We start from the raw sequence: 20822 nt of genomic DNA on the forward strand, positions 1-20822 counted from the left end.
TTTCTTCACTCACCATTGTTTAACCCTGTTATGTTGAGCTGTTATTTATTTAGGGGTAAATCTTTACGGCATTTATGATGTAACCCGTTATTGACACGGAATGGTGTTTAGCTTAATCCCTTTGAAGGCAAGATTAAATTCTTTAGTTAAATCACTATGTCCTTGCGGTATTCTAACATTTAACCAATAACGTGTATCTGTTTCATAACGCTTTTCTAGTTTTGCACTTGTATAACCTTTGTTTTTCAATTCACTAAGCCGTTGTTTTGCGCTGTTTTCTTCTCGAAAAATTCCAAATGAAATCGCGTTATTATATTTTCCTTCGGTCATGAGAGAAAAATCAATGATACCGCGTTGTTCTAAGCGTTTCAGTTCATCAAGTGCCATTTGGCGATTTTTTTGCGGTGGGAGAAAAACCCACGTCGACACCGCTTTGTTATCCGCTTGTCGGGTTATCCGCGCACTGTTTTTTTCTTGTTGGTTAAACCAGCTTGCTGCCATTCTTAGTTTATTTCCATCCGTGTCGGGTCCGACTTGATAGCAATGCTGACTATTTAATGATGCATTTTCTACAGGGATATTTTTCTTGGTGTCTGCAACAATTGGTTTTATTGTTTTCTCAGGCGTTTTTTCAGGCAATTTTTCGGGGTTTTTTTCAGGCATGGGTGGTTGTTCGGTATTAACAGGCTTATTTGGTTTGGCTATTTTGGATGTGTCTGGTGTTGGGGAAACAGGTGCAACGGCTGTATTTTTTTCTACGGTTGTTTTTTCTGCAACAACGGGTACAGCAGGCGAGGTTTTCGCTGTATCAGGTGGTGTTACGGTTTCAGCCAGTAATGTTGGGGCTGTATGGCTTAATGCGACAACCGTTGTAGGTGTCGTTTCTGCGGTAGCTACATTGTTTGCTTGCGGTGTTGGTGGCAAAGGCACGGCGGGTAAATTGGGTTGACTTGCATCAACAACGCTTGTCGCTTTATCGTCGGGTTTTGTTTCTGTGGGTTGTGGATTTGTTTTTACTGCATTGTCTAATATTGGGGTTGCGGTTGCTTGTTGTAACGGTTTTTCGGATGGGGGCGTTACAGGGGTTGGTGGCATATTGGTTGTCATCGCGGGGGGGGCGTCCGTGACGGTAGCAACAATAGTTGGTTTGGTTTTCCCTTTAATATTCGCTGTTCCTGCCTGATACTCACTCAGTAATACCAATTTAGGTAAGCTATTATTTTCTGGCGGTGTAGCATCAGTCTTGAATTGTTGTGGTTGCCAAGGCAACCAAGTCATCCAATCATATTCTTGTAGCCAAACAAAAAAGGCGAGATTTAACAGCAGGAGTAATAAGGCGAAGACTCTCATTTGTTTTGCATGACCATCATGGTTAGCCCTTGTAAGACCAAATCAGGGATATGTTGATAAGGTCGCTGAAGCAAGGGGAGTAAACTGGGTAAACTACCACCTGTTAGCACAAGGCTTAATGTGCCTAGTGTAGGTTCAAAGCGATTCATAACATAGTCAATCAAGCCCAATACAGCATAAAGCGTTCCGAGTGTAATTCCCTCGTGTGTATCTGTTGCTAATTTATCACTTTGCAACTGTGATGACAGGGAAATATAAGGTGCAAGTGCGTTGGCATTTTTGGCAAGGGCTTGGTGCATGGTTGTAACACCGGGAACAATAATGCCACCTAGATGTTGTCCTTCATGATTTATCATGTCCACCGTGATGGCAGTTCCACAATCAACCACGCATAAATTGCCCATAATAAGATGGTGCGCACCTATTAGTCCTAACCATCGGTCAACACCTAATTTCTCAGGATGTTGATAGGCATTTTTCACACCTTGTGCCATAGCAGTGCTTTTAACAAAATGTGGAATGAGTCCCCATTCGTGTTGTGTCCACTGTTGCAATGCTTCAGCCATTTCTTCACCCGCAACGTTTGACACCCAAACAGCCGTAGGCGGATTAAGCGTATGCCATGCTTGGTAGAAGGCAGTTGTAATATTTTGTTTATGATAAACACAACGTTGTTGAGTCATTAGCTGGTGATGCTCTAAACTTGCCCACTTTATACAGCTATTTCCAATATCTATAAGCAAGTTCATAATCTAACGCTAACATCTCCATATACATAGCGTTGTCGCTGATGGTTGATTTCTAGTAATAACGCGCCTTGGGCATCTATACCACAGGCTAACCCTTGTATCTGTGTTTGTGGTGTGGTGAGGGTAACTTGTTGTCCCGCCAGTAAATCAAAGGTTTGCCAATCGGCTAACAGGGGCGATAAACCTGTCTGTGCATACCCTAACAAAAGTGGGGTAATCGTTTCAATCAGGGTAATTGCTAAATGCTGTCGGTCAACAGCGTGTCCCATGATAGTTTGTAAATCAACTGGGGACTGGTCAATAATTGGTAAGGATGAGGGCAAGCATACATTCAGTCCTATACCTAATACCATTTCACAGTGTCCTGTTGGTAAGGGACGGCTTTCTAATAGAATGCCTGCTAATTTACGCCCGCCCCACAGAATATCATTAGGCCATTTAATCCGCAGTCCTGTCGCGCCTTGTTGTTGTAGTGCGCGGACTATGACAACCGCTACCGCAAGGTTTAAGCCAATCAAATGACTTACGCTTGGATAACGCTGTTTAAATGACAAACAAATACCACTTCCAAACGGCGAAATCCATGATTTCCCTTGTCGCCCATAGCCATCAGTTTGATAGTCTGCCAAACAGATAGCAATTTTGTGTGGGTCGCCAGTTTGGGCATGTAAATGACGACTGGTCGAATCAATCACAGCAAAAACTTGTAACAGTTGAATATGTTGGCGAATCATTGGGGATAACGCCGTCCATAATTGCGCCCGCTCTAATAGAACGGTAGGTACAAGCCATTGATAATCATCTGCCGATTGTTGCAATGGTAAACCATACGTTTGTAGCGCATTCAACATCTCTTGGACTTGACTAGGTGTTTTTTGTAAAAACAGGGCTAGTTGTTGCAACGAATGGATTTTTCCATCAGCAAGTTGTTGTAATAGCGAATTAAGCATAGTTCACCTAATTAATTCATCCGTTGTATTAATGAACAACCCGCTTCGGCAAGGCAGATAACCCTGTATCTTCTATAAAATCAGTGTCTTCATCATCGTCCTCATCATACATATCGAGGTCTATATCATTTTCAACCGACATGAGTGAAGAATGATGCAGAATAATTTGCCAACTGCCGTTAATTAATTGATAAATATTAGTGGCAATCATAGAAGTAGAAGGGCGATTACTCCCCACTAAAGAGATATTTTCATACAAGGTATGGATGGCAATATCCCGATTAATATTTTGCTGAATAGGCGTTAATTCAAAGGCTAAACGTGTACCACTGCTAAAAACCTCACGCCAACCACTCATGACTAATGCACGCCCTTTTAGACAATTACCCATAGGATGGACGCAAGTAATATCGTCAGACTCTGCCCAAACCCGTGCCATGTCTGCAAGGTTAGCGGTTTCAAAAGCCTCATAAAAGGCTAATTCTGCTTCTTCAGGGGTTGTATAAACGGGCATAACAAATTCCTAAACGTTCTTTAAAGGCTTTAAATGTATTATAGACGGCGGTACATAAAAATTGCTGTATATAAACAAACAGGTTTTACCCCCCAATCAATGGCTTTAACGTTTTCGAGCGTTTGCCATTGCCTCTGCTAAGGCAGTACCCAACGCAGTGGGTGGCTGTGCAACGGCTTGTTTAGCAGGTTTTGCGGGTTTACTGTCTTTTTGAACAGGTTTATGAGCGGGTGCTGTAGGCTTAGTCCGCGAATCGCTGTTCGCACTTTTGGGTTTTTCATCCTTGGGTAAGGATGCACTAATAGCGGAATCTCGTCCTGAATCATTCAAACGCATGGTTAAAGCCACCCGTTTACGTGCTAAATCAATTTCTAAGACTTTCACTTTAACCACATCACCCGCTTTAACCACTTCGCGCGGGTCTTTGATAAAGTTATTAGACAGTGCTGAAATATGCACTAATCCATCTTGATGCACGCCAATGTCAACAAATGCACCAAAATTCGTTACATTTGTTACCACGCCTTCTAGTACCATATCAACTTTTAAATCGGCAAGAGTTTCCACACCTTCTTTAAATTCAGCGGTTTTAAATTCTGGACGTGGGTCACGTCCCGGTTTTTCTAGCTCGTGTAATATATCGGTAATTGTTGGAATACCAAATTTATCATCTGTGAAGTCCTGTGGTTTTAGATGACGAATAAACGGCACATCACCGATTAAATTTTTAACGGGACGACTCGTTTTTGCCACAATGCGTTCAATTACAGGATAGGCTTCAGGGTGAACAGTGGATGCATCTAAAGGATTTTCACCATTCATCACCCGCAAAAAGCCTGCAGCTTGTTCAAATGTTTTTTCACCAAAACGGGGAATTTTGCGTAACATGTCCCGATTGGTGAATGAACCGTGTTCATCACGGAACGCCACAATATTTTTTGCTAAACCTGCGTTTAAGCCAGATACCCGACTGAGTAACGGCACGGATGCGGTATTCACATCAACGCCTACAGCATTTACGCAATCCTCGACCACTGCATCTAGGGTGCGGGCAAGTTGTGTTTGATTAACATCATGTTGGTATTGACCAACGCCGATGGATTTCGGCTCAATTTTTACCAATTCGGCTAATGGGTCTTGTAAGCGACGCGCAATAGAAACTGCACCGCGAATGGTGACATCTAAATCAGGAAATTCATTAGCCGCTAATTCGGACGCGGAATAAACGGAAGCACCCGCTTCAGACACAACAATTTTAGTCAAGCGCAATTCAGGATGTGCTTTGATTAAATCCATCGCTAAACGGTCAGTTTCACGTGAGGCAGTACCATTGCCGATGCTGATTAATTCAACATTATATTTTTCTGCTAGTTTAGCAAGAATTGCCAGTGATTCCGTCCATTGATTTTTTGGCGGATGGGGATAAATTGCTGTGTGGTCAACTAATTTACCTGTGTTATCAACAATGGCAACTTTTACCCCTGTCCGTAATCCGGGGTCTAGCCCCATTGTTGCGCGTTGTCCTGCGGGTGCAGCAAGTAATAGGTCATTTAAATTTTGTGAAAAAACCTTAATCGCTTCTGTTTCAGCCGTTTCACGTAGCCGCATCAACAGCTCGACATCTAAACTTAAACGAACTTTAAATCGCCATGTCCAACGTACAGTTTCTTGTAACCATTTGTCTGCCATACGGCTTTGGTCAGCAATTTGGTAATGTTGGGCAATCATCGCTTCACACGCATTTAATTGACGACTAGCGGGCGTGGTCGCTTCTTCCTCTTCAGTTAAGGGGAGGGTTAGTTGTAAAAAGCCTTCGTTGCGTCCACGAAATAGGGCTAAGGCACGGTGAGAGGGGATTTCTTTGAGGGGTTCACGATAATCAAAATAATCAGAAAATTTTGCCCCTTCCGTCTGCTTGCCTTCTATAACTTTGGAGGTTAGCTTGATATTTTCCCACATGAATATCCGCAGTTTACCCAATAATTCGGCATCTTCGGAAAATTGTTCCATCAAGATTTGTCGCGCGCCATCTAGGGCTTGTTTGGTATCGTTAATACCTTTTTCAGCATTGATAAAAGTTGCGGCGATGATTTCGGGGTCTTGCGTTGGATTTTGCCAAAGCGTATGCGCGAGGGGTTCAAGTCCTGCTTCTTTAGCAATTTGGGCTTTGGTGCGACGTTTGGGCTTGTAAGGTAAATACAAGTCTTCTAAACGGGTTTTGGTATCAGCTTCTAAAATGGCTTGTTCTAATTCAGGTGTGAGCTTGTCTTGTTCACGAATACTATTGAGTATCGCAGTACGGCGTTCATCCATTTCACGCAGATACCGTAACCGTTCCTCTAGGGTGCGTAATTGAGTATCATCCAAGCCACCCGTTAATTCTTTACGGTAACGGGAGATAAACGGCACGGTCGCGCCGTCATCTAATAAAGCGATAGCCGCTTGTACTTGACGTTCTTGCACACCGAGTTCTTCGGCAATACGTTCGGCAATAGTCTTCATAAACGGAGAGTAACCTCTATACGGACAAGCAAATTAATTTCCCCAATGGTTTTAAGGTTAGCTGTGAATGGGGAAATGTAGAAAGGGCGGATTATACAATAATCAAAGCATACTGGGGAGAAATCCAATAATTCTCACTATATTTGCAAGTTCGCAAACTGTAAAGCGTAGAAATGGAAAAGGACGCACGTTTTAACAGTTATTTCCATGACTGTAAAATGTCCGTCCTGCTGGAAAACAAGCCCGCTATCTATATCGAGTTATTCTTCTTCAGTAAACTCATAAGACAAATCATCACTGGGTTCTTGTACATAATGTCCTTGTGCAAAATCGACTTCACATTGCCACAAAACGGTTAGGCTGTTGGCATCTTCAACGGCTTCTGCAATGGTAATTTTGCCTTGCTCATGCGCTAGTTTCACAATGTCTTGTACCGCTTTTTGGTTTTCTGTGTTGGTTGATAGCCCTTTTGCATAGGAGTAGTGGATTTTGACGTAATCAACGGGTATATGTTTTAACGTTGTTGCTGAGTTTAATCCTGTCCCAAAATGTTCTAAGGCTGTTTTGCAGCCCATTTTGTTTAAAGTACTAATGAACGCTTTTGCTAAATTAACTTGGCTAATTGCAATGGTTTCATTAATTTCAAAGATTAAACGTTCTCCCGGTAATCCAGTGGCTTTTAATAATTTACGGATGAATAGGGGGATGTTTTCATCTTTAATGGCTTGGTCAGCCAGTTTGATAAAAAAGAAGGTTTGATGCCCAGATTTTTCTTGCTTCATCAGTACCTTAAATGATTCTTGTAAAACCCATTTATCTAACTTAATGCTTAAGTTGGCTTGTTCTGCGGCACTGAATAAACTGCCTGAGGGAATGGGCTTTCCTTCAGAATCAACCATGCGTAAAAAGACTTCATAAATCTCTTGCGATTCACCATGTAAACTAACAATAGGTTGATAACGCAAAGATAAACGGGATTCTTCTATCGCAGTTTCTATCATTTTTGCAATATCGCTGTTTTTTAAACCACCTTGTTCAGGGGTTTTAATAACCGCTTTATACACTTCAAAGGTATTTCCCCCGCGTTTATGGGCTTCTAAACAAGCAGCGTGTGCATCGCTTAACACATTTTGCGGGGTTGCTGCTGAGGCAAGTACTAGCGCAATACCAATACTGCAAGTCGTAATAATCGATTCACCAATCCCTAAATCCGTGACGGTTGCCTCTACTGCTTTACAAAGTTTGCCAGCTAATTCACTGGCATAAGTAATGTCTTTATCTATCATTAGGATAGTAAAGATATTGTCACCAAATCGCGCTAAAACCCCTGTTTCAGTCAGTCCACCAATCACTTTACCAATATTCTTAATAACCAAATCGATACTGCCAACACTGACATTATCTAACGTGATATATAAGACGGTGCTACGTACCGTACTTTCCATTGCTTTTGCTAAGGCTTTTTCTAATAAGGCAATAAAATGTGTACGATTATATAATCCTGTTACATGGTCACGAATATTTGCTTCTTTTAATTGTCGTTGTAATTTTTCTTTTTCCTCATCCTGAGATTGATCACGGACAATCACTTGAATGCAACGTTCACTAGAATAAATAGCCTGACTTACTTCCATTTCTACTTTAAAGGCTTTTCTATCTGCACGAATACCGCGTAATTGAATATTTCTATCCCCTTCCGCTTCATGTGTCATAAAATCGCGCATAAAATCTTTAAATTTTGACTGGTCCTCTAGTGACACTAAGTCCATGACGGGTAAGCCTTCTAGCACTTCCATGCTCTTATACCCAAACATTTCTAAGTAGCTTGGATTTGCATGAACATGCATTCCATCATGCACATAGGCAATGGCATCTCTTGAGGTTTCTAGCAAAATACTATTTTGTCGCTGGCTTTCACGATATAACTGGTCTAAATGTTTATGTTGGCGACGGCTGGCTAATTCTTGTAGCTCGCGTCCAACGATGATTTGTAAACAATTTTCATTATCTCTGGGAATAACATGCCGCGCGCCTGCACTTAATAATGCCCCCATTGCTTGCCCTTCTAATTTTTCCATCAAGACAATAATTGGAATATCTTGGCGTGAAGAAGCAACCATTTCACAGGCTTGTGCAACGGTAAAATCACCTACTTGTGGAACAGAAATTAATAAATCCCATTCTTGTTCGGTTAACGCATTTTGCAAATCCTCATCATCTTCTACATGACGTGGACGAATAGGAAAACGTGCTTTACGTAAACTATTTAAAATCATTTCAGCATCGTTTGCTGATTCTTCCACAACAATTAACCGGATAATATCAATCGGTATCACTGTTCATATCTCCCTATATACTTCTTGTTTATTTTACATGAGATAAACAGCGTTCTCACGTGACTAGCACGAAAAGTTTACTGTGAGCAATTATAGCGTTTAGCAAATTTTTACAATATATTACTTCAATAGAATGATGTTTTTGACGATATTTAAGAAATAAACCTGTTAAAATTGCCCTGAAGACGCTTGTTTAAACGGCAATTGCATATTTTAGACCATAGACATTATGTATCTCCCTAAAGACCTACAGCAGTATCTCCATATAAAGATACCCATTACGCAAGCAATGGGCATTCAAGTCACTCGCTTAGATGCACAAGGGTTAGGAATAAGCGCGCCACTCGCTCTCAATATTAACGATAAATATACGGCATTTGGCGGAAGTTTAGCCGCTATTATGACCGTTACGGGTTGGGGGCTAACCCACGCGCTCATTCAACAAGCAGGTGCAACAGCTAACACACTGGTTTATCAAACACAAATAACTTATTTAAATCCTGTAACACAGGATATTTATGCATGGTGCCAATTACCTGACAAGGCTATTGTTGACCTCTTTTTAGACCATTTCTTTCAACGGGGAAAAGCCCGTTGGGAATTACAAGTTCAAGTATTGACTGTAGAAAATACGGTTGCTGTGCAATTGACGGGTGGCTATGTCGCCCTAAAAACAAACTAGGAATCGTGTATTAAGTGCCATAAACTGGTGCAAATGTTTTCTTTAGTCGAGATGATGATTGTATGGAAATTTACAAAAAATTTAGTATTGAAGCCGCTCACCGCTTGCCAAACGTGCCAGAAGGGCATAAATGCGCGCGATTACATGGGCATTCATTTCAGATAACGATTTATGTGAGTGGTACAGTCGCGCCACACACAGGATGGATAATGGATTTTGGCGATATTAAAAGCGCGTTTCAACCGATTTATGCGCGTTTAGACCATTATTATTTAAATGAAATTGAGGGGTTAGATAACCCAACCAGTGAAAATATTGCCCGTTGGATTTGGCTGCATTTAAAACCCGTTTTACCCGCGTTATCAAAAATTGTTATTGAAGAAACATGCACGAGTGGCTGTGTTTATACAGGGGATTAAGTCAGAATCCACGCAGTTTTGGTAGTGCTAAAGCAGTAAGGATAAGTCATTTGCCCCGTAGCGACTGTCTGAGATTATCAATGCAATCATTTTTATCACCGTCAATGTTGAAAACACTGACTTAAACAATGATGGCATTTATCCTTTTATATTTAGCACTACCGATAATTTTTATTAACCCTTTAAGGTTTTAACACCAGCTTTTCCGCCTCTACATATCCCGTCGTTTTCATAGATAAATATTCACCTTTCTGCCATAAGGGTAATAAATCATCAAAATGTGCAGACATTACATTACCAGATTGTCCAACGGTATGGATGTATTCAGAATTATCTAGCTGGCTAAAATCAATTAATTGGCGATAACTGGGTAGATGAGTTGTTTTAAACGTATCAGGATCAACCCAGCCTGTGTTAATAGTGAACCGCTCGCCACCAAAATCAACCCGTCGATCAAATAAGGGCGCGAGAGGCGTATGCGTTAAAATGGCGTGATTAAATTCAGCTTGATGAATAAATCCCCATTGTGGAATGTCTGTTTTCCATTGTTCAACAACAGTTTCAAATACTTGAGCGGCAATTTCTAAGCAACTACGTTTTTGCGTCGCGCAAGCACTGTCGCCCGATTTTAGGGCATTTAATAAATAACGGGGGTAAAAATACCAAGATTCTCCCGTTTCTGCATTGGGTAATCGTGCAAATCCCATATACCACGCCATAAATAATGTCGCTTCTGATGAATGACGTGACATATCACCACGCCAAACTAATAACCGTTTTAATGCGGCTTGGGCTGTCGGTGAGGTAACGGGTAAATTTTGTAGATAAGGACGAAAATCATCATATAACAAACTATGTTGGTCTTGCTGAATCGCTCGCACACTGGCTAAATCATGCTTATCTGTTGCTGTAATAAGTTGATTAATACGTTGAAAACGATAGGGTTCACCACCCCATTCTAAAGAAATATGGTAGGGATAATTTGGTGGGCTAATATCATTATTTGCCGTTGCGATATAGCCAGCGGGTGGATTATATGTACGCGGTAATGCTTCAAAGGGGATAAAACCTTGCCAATCCCAATCACCATTCCCTGCAACAGGATATAAACCTGAATGCCCTGTTTTGCGAATGGGTAAGCGACCGGGAACAATATGACCGATATTGCCTACTTTATCCGCATAAATAAAGTTTTGACTTGGCGCGATATAAAAACGCATTGCAGCATTAAAATCTGTCCAATCCCGCGCTTTATTAATCCAGTAATAGGTGCTGAATGTCGTATCATCAGCGTCATGCCCTGTCCAACGCAGGGCGAGTGGTTTGGTGTGTGGCACGTCTGCGACTAAATCACTAATGACAACACCATAAAGACTTTCTTTAATCGTGATAGATTGGTCAGCTTCTCCTTTCACTTTAATCGTTTCTGTGCGAATTGTGTAAGGCGTTACCACATTTTGATAAAGATAACCCTTACCATCAGCGGTTTCATCTAAAACGTAAATATCCTCAACATCAGCCTCAACATTGGTTACACCCCACGCAATATCTTGATTATGACCAATGACAACGCAAGGCAAGCCCGGTAAAGACGCGCCAATAGCATTGTAATGAGGTGCTGACAAATGTACTAAATACCATAAGGAAGGATTACTAATGGCTAAATGCGGGTCATTTGCTAATAAAGGCTGACCGCTTGCTGTATGTTGCCCACTAATCACCCAATTATTTGATACTTCACTGGTTACGGGCGTAAATTTATCCGCTTTAAACAAGGCTTCTATTAACTGATAATCGCGGGTAGTCGGATGAATGGGGGCTGCATCTGCTGGTTGTACCTGATTAGCATACAAAGGCATCAATTCTGCAATACGCTCTTCCGTTAACCCTTTGGCTAATAACGCATAACGGCGCAATTCTGTCCGACGATTACCCGCCAAATTAAAACTCATCATTTTTGACCAAACTAATACATCTGCAGGTGTCCATTTAGCGGGTTTAACCCCCAATAAATAAAACTCTATAGGTAATGTTGGGTCACTTTCTAAATAACCATTAATACCTGCAACATACGCATTAATCACCGCTTTACCTTCACTATCTAAAGCAAGATAGGCTTGTTCTGCCGCGCGATAAAATCCCCATGTCCGTAAAAATTTATCTTGGTCTATCGCTTTATTGCCCAAGATTTCAGCCAAGCGTCCCGCACCGATTCGTCGTTGGAACTCCATTTGCCATAAACGGTCTTGTGCATGTGCAACCCCTTGGGCATAAAATAAATCTGTTTCATTCTCTGCTTGAATATGTACAACACCAGACGGTTCACGACTAATAGTGACAGGTGCAAGCAAGCCTTTAAAATGCAATTCTCCCGTTACTGTTGGTAATGTTGTTTGCAAAAACCAATAACTACCTATAACAACCAATAGCGTTATACTAAAAAACCCAAGCACAAGACGTTTTATCCACTTTAACACAATAAAACCTCAAAAATTAATTAGATAGAGAGTGAAGCTGTTCATTCTTAATACCTATTATAAAGATTTTCTCTCACAGTTGGGCATCAAAAAAATCTATTGACACTAGCTAGATAGAAAAATCTAATCGGTTTTGAGCTTCAAATCGGATGGCGTAGATTAACACCAATCCTATTAGCTGGTTTAGAATATCTGTTTCCATTTCATTATCATTCATCAACTGGAGAAGATTATGCGTAAGTTAATCATTTGTATTCCTTGTATTTTATCAGCATTAATGCTTCCTGTCGTTAGTAGCGCAGCGGAAAATTGTACATTTGAACAAACACATAGTTATGAATCACTTGAATTTGTTATTCAAGGAACGGGTTGTGATGTCCATCAATGGGAAATTCAAGTAACAAATGAAGGAAAACCATTTACACAACTAAAAGGGGAAGGTAATCGCTTAAATAATGCGTGGGTAACAGATATGGATGGCGATGGTAATCCAGAAATCATTTTACAAACAATCACCGTGAGCAAAACGGCTGAAGAAAATATCAGCTTAACCGAATTATCAGGCACAACTTTTTCCCCATCTCAAACCGTGCCGATATTAACCGAAGAAGAAAAAGCTCACTATCAAGGACATGATAATTTTACGGTTGAAGACGGACAAATTGTTCGTACATTTCCCATCGAACCTGTAGGCGTAACCAAACAAATTTTTTATCAATTTTTGGATAAAAAACTGGTGGTTAAAATGCCTTAATCGGCGAGCCATTATCCTCTCAAATAAACAAATTAGAATAGGTTGATTAAGAGATATGTTAATAAATACCCATGCCTTATTAAAAAAAATGGCATTATGCGTAATGGTTTGTAGCTTACTCAATGCTTGTTCTACTGTATCCGAACAAGATGCGCAACAACCTGAAGTATCCCCTGATAATACAAGCAACACAACGGATGAAACCGCCAGTGCAGCACTTGATAGTGTTCGCTCGCAACAAACGGCAAAAGGGTTATTGCTAACACTCAGTGATGGTTTATTTGAAACAGGTAAAGCGGAACTGCTCAGTACCTCAGCAATCAGTATTGATAAAATCGCCAGTTATTTACATCAAAACCCAAGCCGTAATGTGTTAATTGAAGGACATACGGATAATACAGGCAGTCATGATTACAATTTAGGATTGTCACAACGCCGAGCCGATGCTGTAAAATATGCGTTGATTTCACGAGGGATTGCATCCAAACGGATTGTTGCGAAAGGAATTGGCGAAGTACGTCCTATCACAGATAATAAAACTCAAAGCGGTCGTCGGCAAAATCGACGGATTGAAATTACGGTTTTAAACGAAGGTTTAGCGGTGCGCTAATTTGTTTATACAGACAATTTAAAAGGGATAACACACTATAAAACCGTGTTATCCCTTTTTTATTCATTAAAATCGAGTAATGCTAAACAGGCATGGATAACATCATTTAAAACAGTGGCATCCGTGCTATTTTTGCCATGAGCCTATTCATCAAACGGGCTACATCCGTGAACAGCAACGTTTTTTAACAACTCATCTTGTTGAAAAACTTTAATCATAGGCGGTTCATATTCAGGACGTTCTTCATGCGCTGCAACGCGCTCATTGGGGAGATTGTCTTGTGTATCGTTCATAAATAACCTCTACTGAATAATAATGTGTTGTATGGTGCTATAGGCTTGATTACCCTGTTCATCTTGTCCAATAACCCGCCAGATGAGCGTTGTCGGTTTGGGTAATTGTTCTACCAATAATTGCCAATCAGGCATTGATGGCGTAAAAACATTGCTTGTCGGGATTTCATAAACAGTTTGCCCGTCATCTAGCGAGTATTGCAATTTGAAACTGGTGTAAGCATCCGCAGACCAAGCTAACGCAGGCGTATGGTTTTTATCCAACGTTACATTATCAGCAGGACTGAGTAGCGTAATCGCATTGGGTTCAGCGGTAATTGGGTCATGAAAGGTACTAACTCCATGTAAATCAATATCTTCTAATTTATAATAATAACGTTGACCAGCAACCGCGCTATTGTCCATAAATCCATAAGAGCTACCAACGCCATCAGCAAGAATCAATTCCGTTGTTAAGCGTTGATATGTTCCATCACGGGTTTCACTGCGCCAAATATGAAAGCCTGCATTGTCCAATTCAAACGCTGTTTTCCAAGTGAGTTTGACGCTGTTTGGTAAACTGATGGCGTTGAAACTAGACAGCGTGACAAGAAGGTCATTACCGCCATTTTGGTCACTTTGAGTTGTACATAAAACGCAGTAACGAGTTGTCGCGCTAAAAGTGACACTATTAAAAATAATTTTTGCAAAACCTGCTGCTCCACCGACAAAATTGGCGGCTGCACCAGTAGTTAAACCTGCGCTAAAAGAGTTTACTCCACCAGAGGTAAAATAATCGGCTGATGTTGTTCCAGCAGGCTCGTTCGTACTGCACACCAACTTATAGGTATTAGGAACAAAAAAGTTGGGGGTTGGAATACCACCAGAGCCTAAATCAATGGTGATATTTTGATTAGTGCAACCAGTAGATGCGAACTGCCAGTATTTCCTAGTACATGCTACTAAACCTGCTGGAGAAGAGGGTAAGTTTGTATGAAATACGGCTGTCGATGAGCCAGAAATTCCCGTTACGCCATTAGGATTAACAACATTACACCCTATTAAAGTGGTGTTTGTTGCTGCCCACACATCAAACTGCGCTCCCGCTGTTAATCCCAGCGTGAAAAATAGCGGTAAACTCTGTTTTAAACGATGTTGCATCTTATAAACTCCCTAAAAATTCATTGTAACTGTAACCGTAAACTCGGTTCGCCAAATAAAGTATAAATCTCTAAATTATCAGTGGAAATGCCATAATCCGTAACCGCTTTGATTTTTGCACTGGTGACTAACGCGCCAACCTCTGTTTGTCGATTGATAAATAAAGATTTAAATAACTCTTCAGAGATTGCTGCATGTTCAATACTTGCACCTAAGCCTGTTGGTGCAAATACAGCAATTGCCCCCTTGTCTGCCGTATTTAATAATGCTTCCGCTAATGGATTTTCCTCACGATAATTTGCAAATCGTCCATTAATACAACTTAGTATAACAGCAAATGTTAAACGGTCTTGATTGGTTAAGGCAGCAACATCACTAGATTCAAACATAAACTCGCCCGCCCAATTTTCTACCCCACCATGTCCATTGTAAGTGGTGACTAACGCGCCTTCATTTAAATACTTGATAATATCCGCTTTTGCTAACACGCCACTGTTATCATATCCACTCAAATAAACCGCATGTGCTATTTGGTTAGGAATTCTATAACCAATTAAATAATCAGAAATCGCTTGAAATTCTTCTTCATTATCAGCGGCAAATAAAACATATTTTTGCCAACCGTCTGTGCTTGTGCTGGGTTGAAGATAGTTGATAATTTTATCAGTGACTGCATCCACTTGTGCTTGTGTCCGCACAGGCATTCTACCAGCTATTAAATCAGGAAGTTGGTCATCACCGCTGATGCTAACAAACCAATTATCTGAGGCGGTATCACCTAAACGCGGGGTTTTTAAAATGTAAGTTGGCACATAATTAATTCCCCCTTGCAAACGGTTTAAATAATCCTGATTCGCGTCGCCCATAAACAATACATACGCAGGGCTTGGCGTTTGATAATTGTTATAGGCATAGGTGAGAAAATCTTTAATGGCTTGCGGACTCATTACACCATTGTTGAACTCATCATAAATATCTTGCGTTGTAACGCTTAATACATTGAATCCTGTTGATTCTAGGTGTTTCACCAAACGACTCACATCAAAACTTTCATGATAAATCAGAATATAATCCGCTTGTTGGCAACTAGATTGTAATGGCGTTTCTGGTGGAATTTCTAACGTCATTGCGCTGGGTTTGTGTAATAAAGCCACATCCAATCCTAATGCGAGCCATTTTTTTGGTGTGCTGAGCGTATCACCAAATAAGAGGCTATAGCGTCCATTGGCTTGTTGAGTAATAACCGTGTTGATGTAAGGAATAACATTTTTAGGGTCAGTAATATCCACTAACACAATAAAATCAGACGTGAATCCATCTAGTTGAATATTAATATCACCTGTTTCTGCTGTGGTGAAGGTTAATTGATTATTTTCTGCGGTATAACTTGCGGTGTAGTCGACTTCTAGCGCGTCGACATACAATTCATCCACACTTGCGCCCGTTTTACCTAAGGAAGACAGCGTAATCGTATTCGTTCCACGAATTAGCTTATCTTGCGTCACATTTACCGTATGAACAAACACATCTTGTTCATCCCAATAAGCATCTTGTATATTGTCTTGATTAAGAAATACTAAGGTGTGATGGTCTGGCGTGTAATACACATCACCCGCACGCCCTTGTAATGTTACCCGTAACGTTGCTGTTTCTGTTACATCATTAATAACATTGAGCAAACTGACAGGCATTGCCTGCGACCCACCTGCCGTTAATCTTGCCCAAAACCAACCATCACTCCCCGCTGTCGGGACACCGCCCCAATATTCCTTATCGACTTCTACATGCTTACTGGCGCGAAATTGGGTTAAAGGGCTTAGGTCTGCATGAGGTTTCCCATCTGCAATGTTCATACGGGTTGAGCCGTCAAATTTGAGCGTTAAATCATAAACATTTGTGCGGGTATAATCGCCAGTCATGGCTTGTGCGTAGAAAAAAATCGCATCACTCTCATCAAATACACCATCCTCTTCCCCCAAAACATATAAGGGAATTGCTTGCCCTTGACGGCTCATTTCTATCCAACGGGGGTCAAATTGACTAATATCTAGCCCAATATTCAGAAAGTCTTGTTTAGTTAAGAAATAAATACCATCCGTATCCAGCATCAGTTGCAAACGAATATTGCCTGTTGGACAAGTGGTGGTTGTCGTTAGTGCGCGAGTTGTCGGATAGTTTGTAGGGCTGTAATTGGGGAGTAACTGTTGAAATAGTTGATTAAAAACAGGCTGTGTTTCTGTACGATTTTGCGCGCTGCGTGTTGTTGGCGCGTTAAAATTTACACGGACTGTTAGTTTTTGATAAAAAGAGATTAGCTGTTTATCTGCATCGTATAACACAGGGTAAAAAATCAGTTGTGCGACGGATTGCTCACGGATTTTCCCTGTTAATCCCAAGGTGACAGGACTCAGCGGTAAACTTGATTTATCAACAGTTATCAATTGTGCGGACATGGTTTGCACAACACTATCGACAATTTCTACGGTTGGTCGCGCCCCTTGTGGCACAGCCAACAACGTGCCACGTAACGGTAACGGTGCGTCGTGACGATAGCTTGCACCTGCTAATTGTACCGTTTGGATAAGTTGCCCGTTTTCACTCAGTTGTGGCGTTAATTGTAGCCCGTCACTTATCAACGTTAGCGTAACAGATTGTTCATTATTCTCTGTTATTTGTATTTCAACACTGGCAAACAGCGGCGAATTGATGGCAAAACACAGCCAAAAACTGGCAAGAAGATAAATAGTTTTCAAACGAATATCTCACTTAATTAAATTGTGTATTTGAATACAAGAATAGTGTTAAACAAATTAGGACGTAAAGATTATCCGAACCCTGATTCAGGCAATTTTAATTATTAGCCTAATACAGTGGAATTTAAAACGATGTAAATAATGACTTAAACGCGGGTATTGCGGATGTAGGCGAATAATAAAATGGCTACTACGGGCAATTATTTTTTGTAACCAATTTTTACGCGATAATACAAAGATTTTATCTGTCGTTTCAATCTGAAGCACTTTTCCAAGCAACTGGGAAAATGAAATTGTATGCGCGGATAACATCGCATCGCCGCTTTGCAAAAAGACATCTGTTTTTATGATTAATACCCGATGTGCAATGAGTTTATTATCCGCAATAAAAACTGCTATATCCCCAACACGAAGCAATGCAGGGGCGATAGGTTGAATAAATATTCGTGAATTTGGTGGCATTAACGGCATCATGCTATGAGACGTAGTAGTCAACCAAAAAGGACGGGCGACGGGTTCAAACATCTTGATAATAAGCTGAAAAAATATTTTCTAATGAATGCGATACAGGGCTAAAACTTAACACACGCCCCCCTACCGCTAATAAATCGGCTAACCATGCAGAATAATTAATTTGTGGAGAAGTAAATACGATTTCTAACAATAGATTACCATCATTTTGCACGGTTTGTTGCTGAATCTCACAGCTTGTTGCTAGCCAGTGCAATAACCCCATTGTTGGCTGTTGAAGTACTAATTGATAACAATTTTTAGGGGTTAATTGCTGGCGTAGTTCGTGTGGGGTTGCTACTGCTTTAATTTCCCCATTTTTCAAAATAGCAAATCTATCTGCAAAGCGTTCGACTTTGCTCAAATTATGCTCTGTGATAATAACGGTTTTTCCTTGCTGATTAATCAAGACTTCACGAATATATTGCCACACCTGCTCTGCTGACAAACTGTCTAGTGCATTGCTAGGTTCATCCATCAGAATTAATGGCGGGTCAGTCAATAAACCACGTATAAACGATAATTTACGTCGCATCCCCGTAGAATACGTTTGAAAAGGGGCATCTAATTGACGGCTTAATTCAAAACTTTGGCTTAATGCTTGAATTTTTTGCTGTGTTTTTGTGGGGGAAAGGTTTTGCAAACGAGCGAAAAATTGCAAGTTCTGTCGTCCTGTCAATCGCCAGTAAAAACTGCGTTCATCACTTAATACATACCCAATTAAGCGTTTAATTTGGGATGCGTGTTGTACAACATCTAAACCTTGAATTAACACAGTGCCGCTATTGGGTAACATCAGTGTGCATAAAATTTTTAATAATGTTGTTTTTCCCGCTCCATTTGCGCCTAATATACAAAATAGTTCATTGTTTGGGATAACTAAATTGACATCTTGAAGTGCCATCATGTATTTTTTTTGTAACGGTTGTAAAAAAAAATCGCTATAGCCCGAAACCATGGGGAATTTTTTACAAACATCTATTACTTCAACAGCTTGATTCATTAACTATATCGTCAATTTAGAGAGAATTATGCAAAAATACTTACTATTTTATAGTGTTATTGAGTTAAACTAACTTAGTTTTAACAACGGGGTTAAAACAGAAAATAATACACTGCTTATGAAAGGATTTTGCTATATGTCATATTCATTGAATATTCTCGCAAGCATAACACTACTGTCGTTACCCATTGTCAGTGTGGCAGAAACGGTTAGTTTGCCCGCTTACGATGCAGATATTACGCAAACCTCAGTTTCTGGATTGTCATCGGGCGCATTTATGGCGGCACAATTTCAGGTCGCTAATTCTAGCAAGATAATCGGTGCTGGTATTATCGCGGGTGGGCCTTTTTATTGTGCGGGAAGCTATTCATTTAACACATTTTTAGAAAATGCAATGAACACTTGTATGCACCCACTGACAGCCAGTGTCGCGCCACAACCTGATGTATTAATAAAAAAAGCGCAAGAATTCGCCAGCAACAATGAAGTGGATGCTTTAGATAACTTACAAAAAGAGAAGATTTATATTTTCTCTGGACAAGCAGATAGAACCGTTATTCCGCTAGTTGTGGATACAACGTATCAATTTTACAAACAACTCAATGTACCTGAAGAGAATATTAAATATGTAACTACCGTTAATGCAGGACATGCCATTATTACTAATAATGATAATGATGTTACCTGCTCTTTAACCGCGCCCCCTTACATTAATGATTGTAACTTTATGCAATCACATGACATCCTTCGGCATATTTATGGCAATGATTTAAACCCACCTGCGAAGCCTTATCACTTAAGCGGTGATTTTGTCAGTTTTAATCAGTTTGAATTTATTGATAGTAATCGCTCTAGCATGAGTCAAACAGGATTTGCTTATATTCCAAATAGTTGTAATACAGAGCATTGTCGCGTTCATGTTGTTTTTCATGGTTGCGAACAAGGCGCGAAGAAAATCGGCAACGATTACTATTCAGGTACAGGCTACAACGAATTAGCGGATACCAATAACATTATTGTTCTTTACCCACAGGTAGAACCCTCAAATATTCCCTATAACCCAAAAGGTTGTTGGGATTTTTGGGGATATACCAGTACCAATGCTCAAAACCCCAATTTTTACAGTCACACAGCCCCACAAATTTCAGCCGTTATGAAAATGGTTGAACGCTTAGCCAGTTCACGCGCACAACATTAATCTTTTACACAAGTATCAATTAGGAGACATTAGCATGGAAAATACTTTTATTAAACAATGGCAAGACATGAATCAAGCCTCTTTAGACGCATTTAAAAAACTCGCCAGTGGTAATACTGAGGCGAGCAATGGTCTTTTTAACGCGCAAGCAGTTCCCGCTAATTTTGCCGAATTTATGAAAATGGCACTTGCCAGCACACGTGATTTGCGTGAATTCAATAGTAATGCGTTTAACACCCTGCTACAAAAGCAACTCAGCATTGTTGATCTACAAAGCTCGGCAACTGCCGTGAAAAGTTTAGGCGAAATTAGCCAAGCAGCCGTCAGTGGTTTCGTACAAAGCCAAACCGCAACGCTGGTTATTTATATGGAAAGTACCGCACATTATTTAGAAGAGCTGAAAAAAGCAAAAACCGCAGAAGATGTTATTGCGGCACAAACTGCGTTATTTGCCGAGTTACAAGACAAGTTAAAAACCAACACAGAACAAACCCTAGAATTATTGGGTTCTGTAAAAACAGGCTTGAATGCGTGGGCAGAAACCACATTAAACAGTGTATCGAAGAAATAAACGCTTTCTAG

18 protein-coding genes are annotated in these 20822 nt (G+C 40.5%); 6 read left to right on the forward strand and 12 right to left on the reverse strand.

Annotated features, from left to right (window positions below; genetic code table 11):
* Positions 1–87: 87 nt before the first annotated feature.
* The 6 genes from AL038_RS12020 to AL038_RS12045 all read right to left on the reverse strand — a co-directional run bounded on the left by AL038_RS12020 (position 88) and on the right by AL038_RS12045 (position 8401).
* Positions 88–1350, reverse strand: coding sequence for a hypothetical protein (locus AL038_RS12020; RefSeq protein WP_062153142.1), 1263 nt, complete (start codon positions 1348–1350; stop codon positions 88–90).
* Entirely contained in the window at positions 1347–2099 is a 753-nt protein-coding gene (locus AL038_RS12025) for a type III pantothenate kinase (RefSeq protein WP_062153144.1), read from the reverse strand. Before AL038_RS12025 ends, AL038_RS12020 begins: the two co-directional genes overlap by 4 nt.
* Positions 2096–3049 (reverse strand): biotin--[acetyl-CoA-carboxylase] ligase, encoded by a 954-nt coding sequence (locus AL038_RS12030; RefSeq protein WP_062153146.1) that lies wholly within the window; start codon positions 3047–3049, stop codon positions 2096–2098. The genes AL038_RS12025 and AL038_RS12030 overlap by 4 nt, the downstream gene beginning before the upstream one ends.
* A 28-nt stretch (positions 3050–3077) precedes the next feature.
* Positions 3078–3563, reverse strand: coding sequence for a YybH family protein (locus AL038_RS12035; RefSeq protein WP_062153148.1), 486 nt, complete (start codon positions 3561–3563; stop codon positions 3078–3080).
* A gap of 105 nt (positions 3564–3668) precedes the next feature.
* On the reverse strand, positions 3669–6065 hold the full coding sequence (locus AL038_RS12040) for a Tex family protein (RefSeq protein ID WP_062153150.1): 2397 nt from the start codon (positions 6063–6065) through the stop codon (positions 3669–3671).
* A 260-nt stretch (positions 6066–6325) separates the two neighbouring features.
* Positions 6326–8401, reverse strand: coding sequence for a GGDEF/EAL domain-containing response regulator (locus AL038_RS12045; RefSeq protein ID WP_062153153.1), 2076 nt, complete (start codon positions 8399–8401; stop codon positions 6326–6328).
* Positions 8402–8630: 229 nt separating this feature from the next.
* On the opposite strand from AL038_RS12045, the gene AL038_RS12050 reads away from it, so the two are divergent.
* Positions 8631–9083 carry a YiiD C-terminal domain-containing protein gene (locus AL038_RS12050; RefSeq protein WP_066246136.1) on the forward strand — a complete coding sequence of 151 codons (453 nt, stop codon included), beginning with the start codon at positions 8631–8633 and terminating at the stop codon, positions 9081–9083.
* A 62-nt stretch (positions 9084–9145) separates the two neighbouring features.
* Positions 9146–9502 carry a 6-carboxytetrahydropterin synthase QueD gene (gene queD, locus AL038_RS12055; RefSeq protein ID WP_062153156.1) on the forward strand — a complete coding sequence of 119 codons (357 nt, stop codon included), beginning with the start codon at positions 9146–9148 and terminating at the stop codon, positions 9500–9502.
* Positions 9503–9684: 182 nt separating this feature from the next.
* Here the strand turns inward: queD and AL038_RS12060 are convergent, their stop codons facing one another.
* Positions 9685–11979 carry a penicillin acylase family protein gene (locus AL038_RS12060; RefSeq protein WP_062153158.1) on the reverse strand — a complete coding sequence of 765 codons (2295 nt, stop codon included), beginning with the start codon at positions 11977–11979 and terminating at the stop codon, positions 9685–9687.
* Between the two features lie 232 nt (positions 11980–12211).
* Between AL038_RS12060 and AL038_RS12065 the strand changes: the two genes are divergently transcribed.
* Together AL038_RS12065 and AL038_RS12070 are read left to right on the forward strand one after the other, a co-directional pair.
* The gene (locus AL038_RS12065) at positions 12212–12733 is read left to right on the forward strand and encodes a hypothetical protein (RefSeq protein WP_062153160.1); all 522 of its coding nucleotides are present in this window, start codon (positions 12212–12214) and stop codon (positions 12731–12733) included.
* 55 nt (positions 12734–12788) lie between these two features.
* Complete coding sequence (locus AL038_RS12070) at positions 12789–13343, forward strand: OmpA family protein (RefSeq protein WP_062153163.1); 555 nt, start codon at positions 12789–12791, stop codon at positions 13341–13343.
* Positions 13344–13486: 143 nt separating this feature from the next.
* Here the strand turns inward: AL038_RS12070 and AL038_RS12075 are convergent, their stop codons facing one another.
* The 5 genes from AL038_RS12075 to AL038_RS12095 form a co-directional block, all read right to left on the reverse strand.
* Positions 13487–13636, reverse strand: a complete 150-nt coding sequence (locus AL038_RS12075) for a hypothetical protein (protein WP_161575462.1) — start codon at positions 13634–13636, stop codon at positions 13487–13489.
* 9 nt (positions 13637–13645) lie between these two features.
* The gene (locus AL038_RS12080; protein WP_062153165.1) at positions 13646–14776 is read right to left on the reverse strand and encodes a fibronectin type III domain-containing protein; all 1131 of its coding nucleotides are present in this window, start codon (positions 14774–14776) and stop codon (positions 13646–13648) included.
* Positions 14777–14796: 20 nt separating this feature from the next.
* On the reverse strand, positions 14797–17529 hold the full coding sequence (locus AL038_RS12085; protein ID WP_062153167.1) for a C25 family cysteine peptidase: 2733 nt from the start codon (positions 17527–17529) through the stop codon (positions 14797–14799).
* 87 nt (positions 17530–17616) lie between these two features.
* Entirely contained in the window at positions 17617–18054 is a 438-nt protein-coding gene (locus AL038_RS12090; RefSeq protein WP_062153169.1) for a S26 family signal peptidase, read from the reverse strand.
* The gene (locus tag AL038_RS12095) at positions 18047–19042 is read right to left on the reverse strand and encodes an ABC transporter ATP-binding protein (protein ID WP_062153171.1); all 996 of its coding nucleotides are present in this window, start codon (positions 19040–19042) and stop codon (positions 18047–18049) included. The genes AL038_RS12090 and AL038_RS12095 overlap by 8 nt, the downstream gene beginning before the upstream one ends.
* Positions 19043–19178: 136 nt before the next feature.
* Here AL038_RS12095 and AL038_RS12100 point away from each other — a divergent pair, with 136 nt between their 5' ends.
* Together AL038_RS12100 and AL038_RS12105 are read left to right on the forward strand one after the other, a co-directional pair.
* Complete coding sequence (locus tag AL038_RS12100) at positions 19179–20240, forward strand: extracellular catalytic domain type 2 short-chain-length polyhydroxyalkanoate depolymerase (RefSeq protein WP_062153173.1); 1062 nt, start codon at positions 19179–19181, stop codon at positions 20238–20240.
* A gap of 34 nt (positions 20241–20274) precedes the next feature.
* Complete coding sequence (locus AL038_RS12105; protein ID WP_062153175.1) at positions 20275–20811, forward strand: hypothetical protein; 537 nt, start codon at positions 20275–20277, stop codon at positions 20809–20811.
* Positions 20812–20822: the final 11 nt, after the last annotated feature.

Origin of the sequence: Beggiatoa leptomitoformis (genome assembly GCF_001305575.3) — a bacterium.
In the GTDB taxonomy this organism is placed as follows: Bacteria; Pseudomonadota; Gammaproteobacteria; order Beggiatoales; family Beggiatoaceae; genus Beggiatoa; species Beggiatoa leptomitoformis.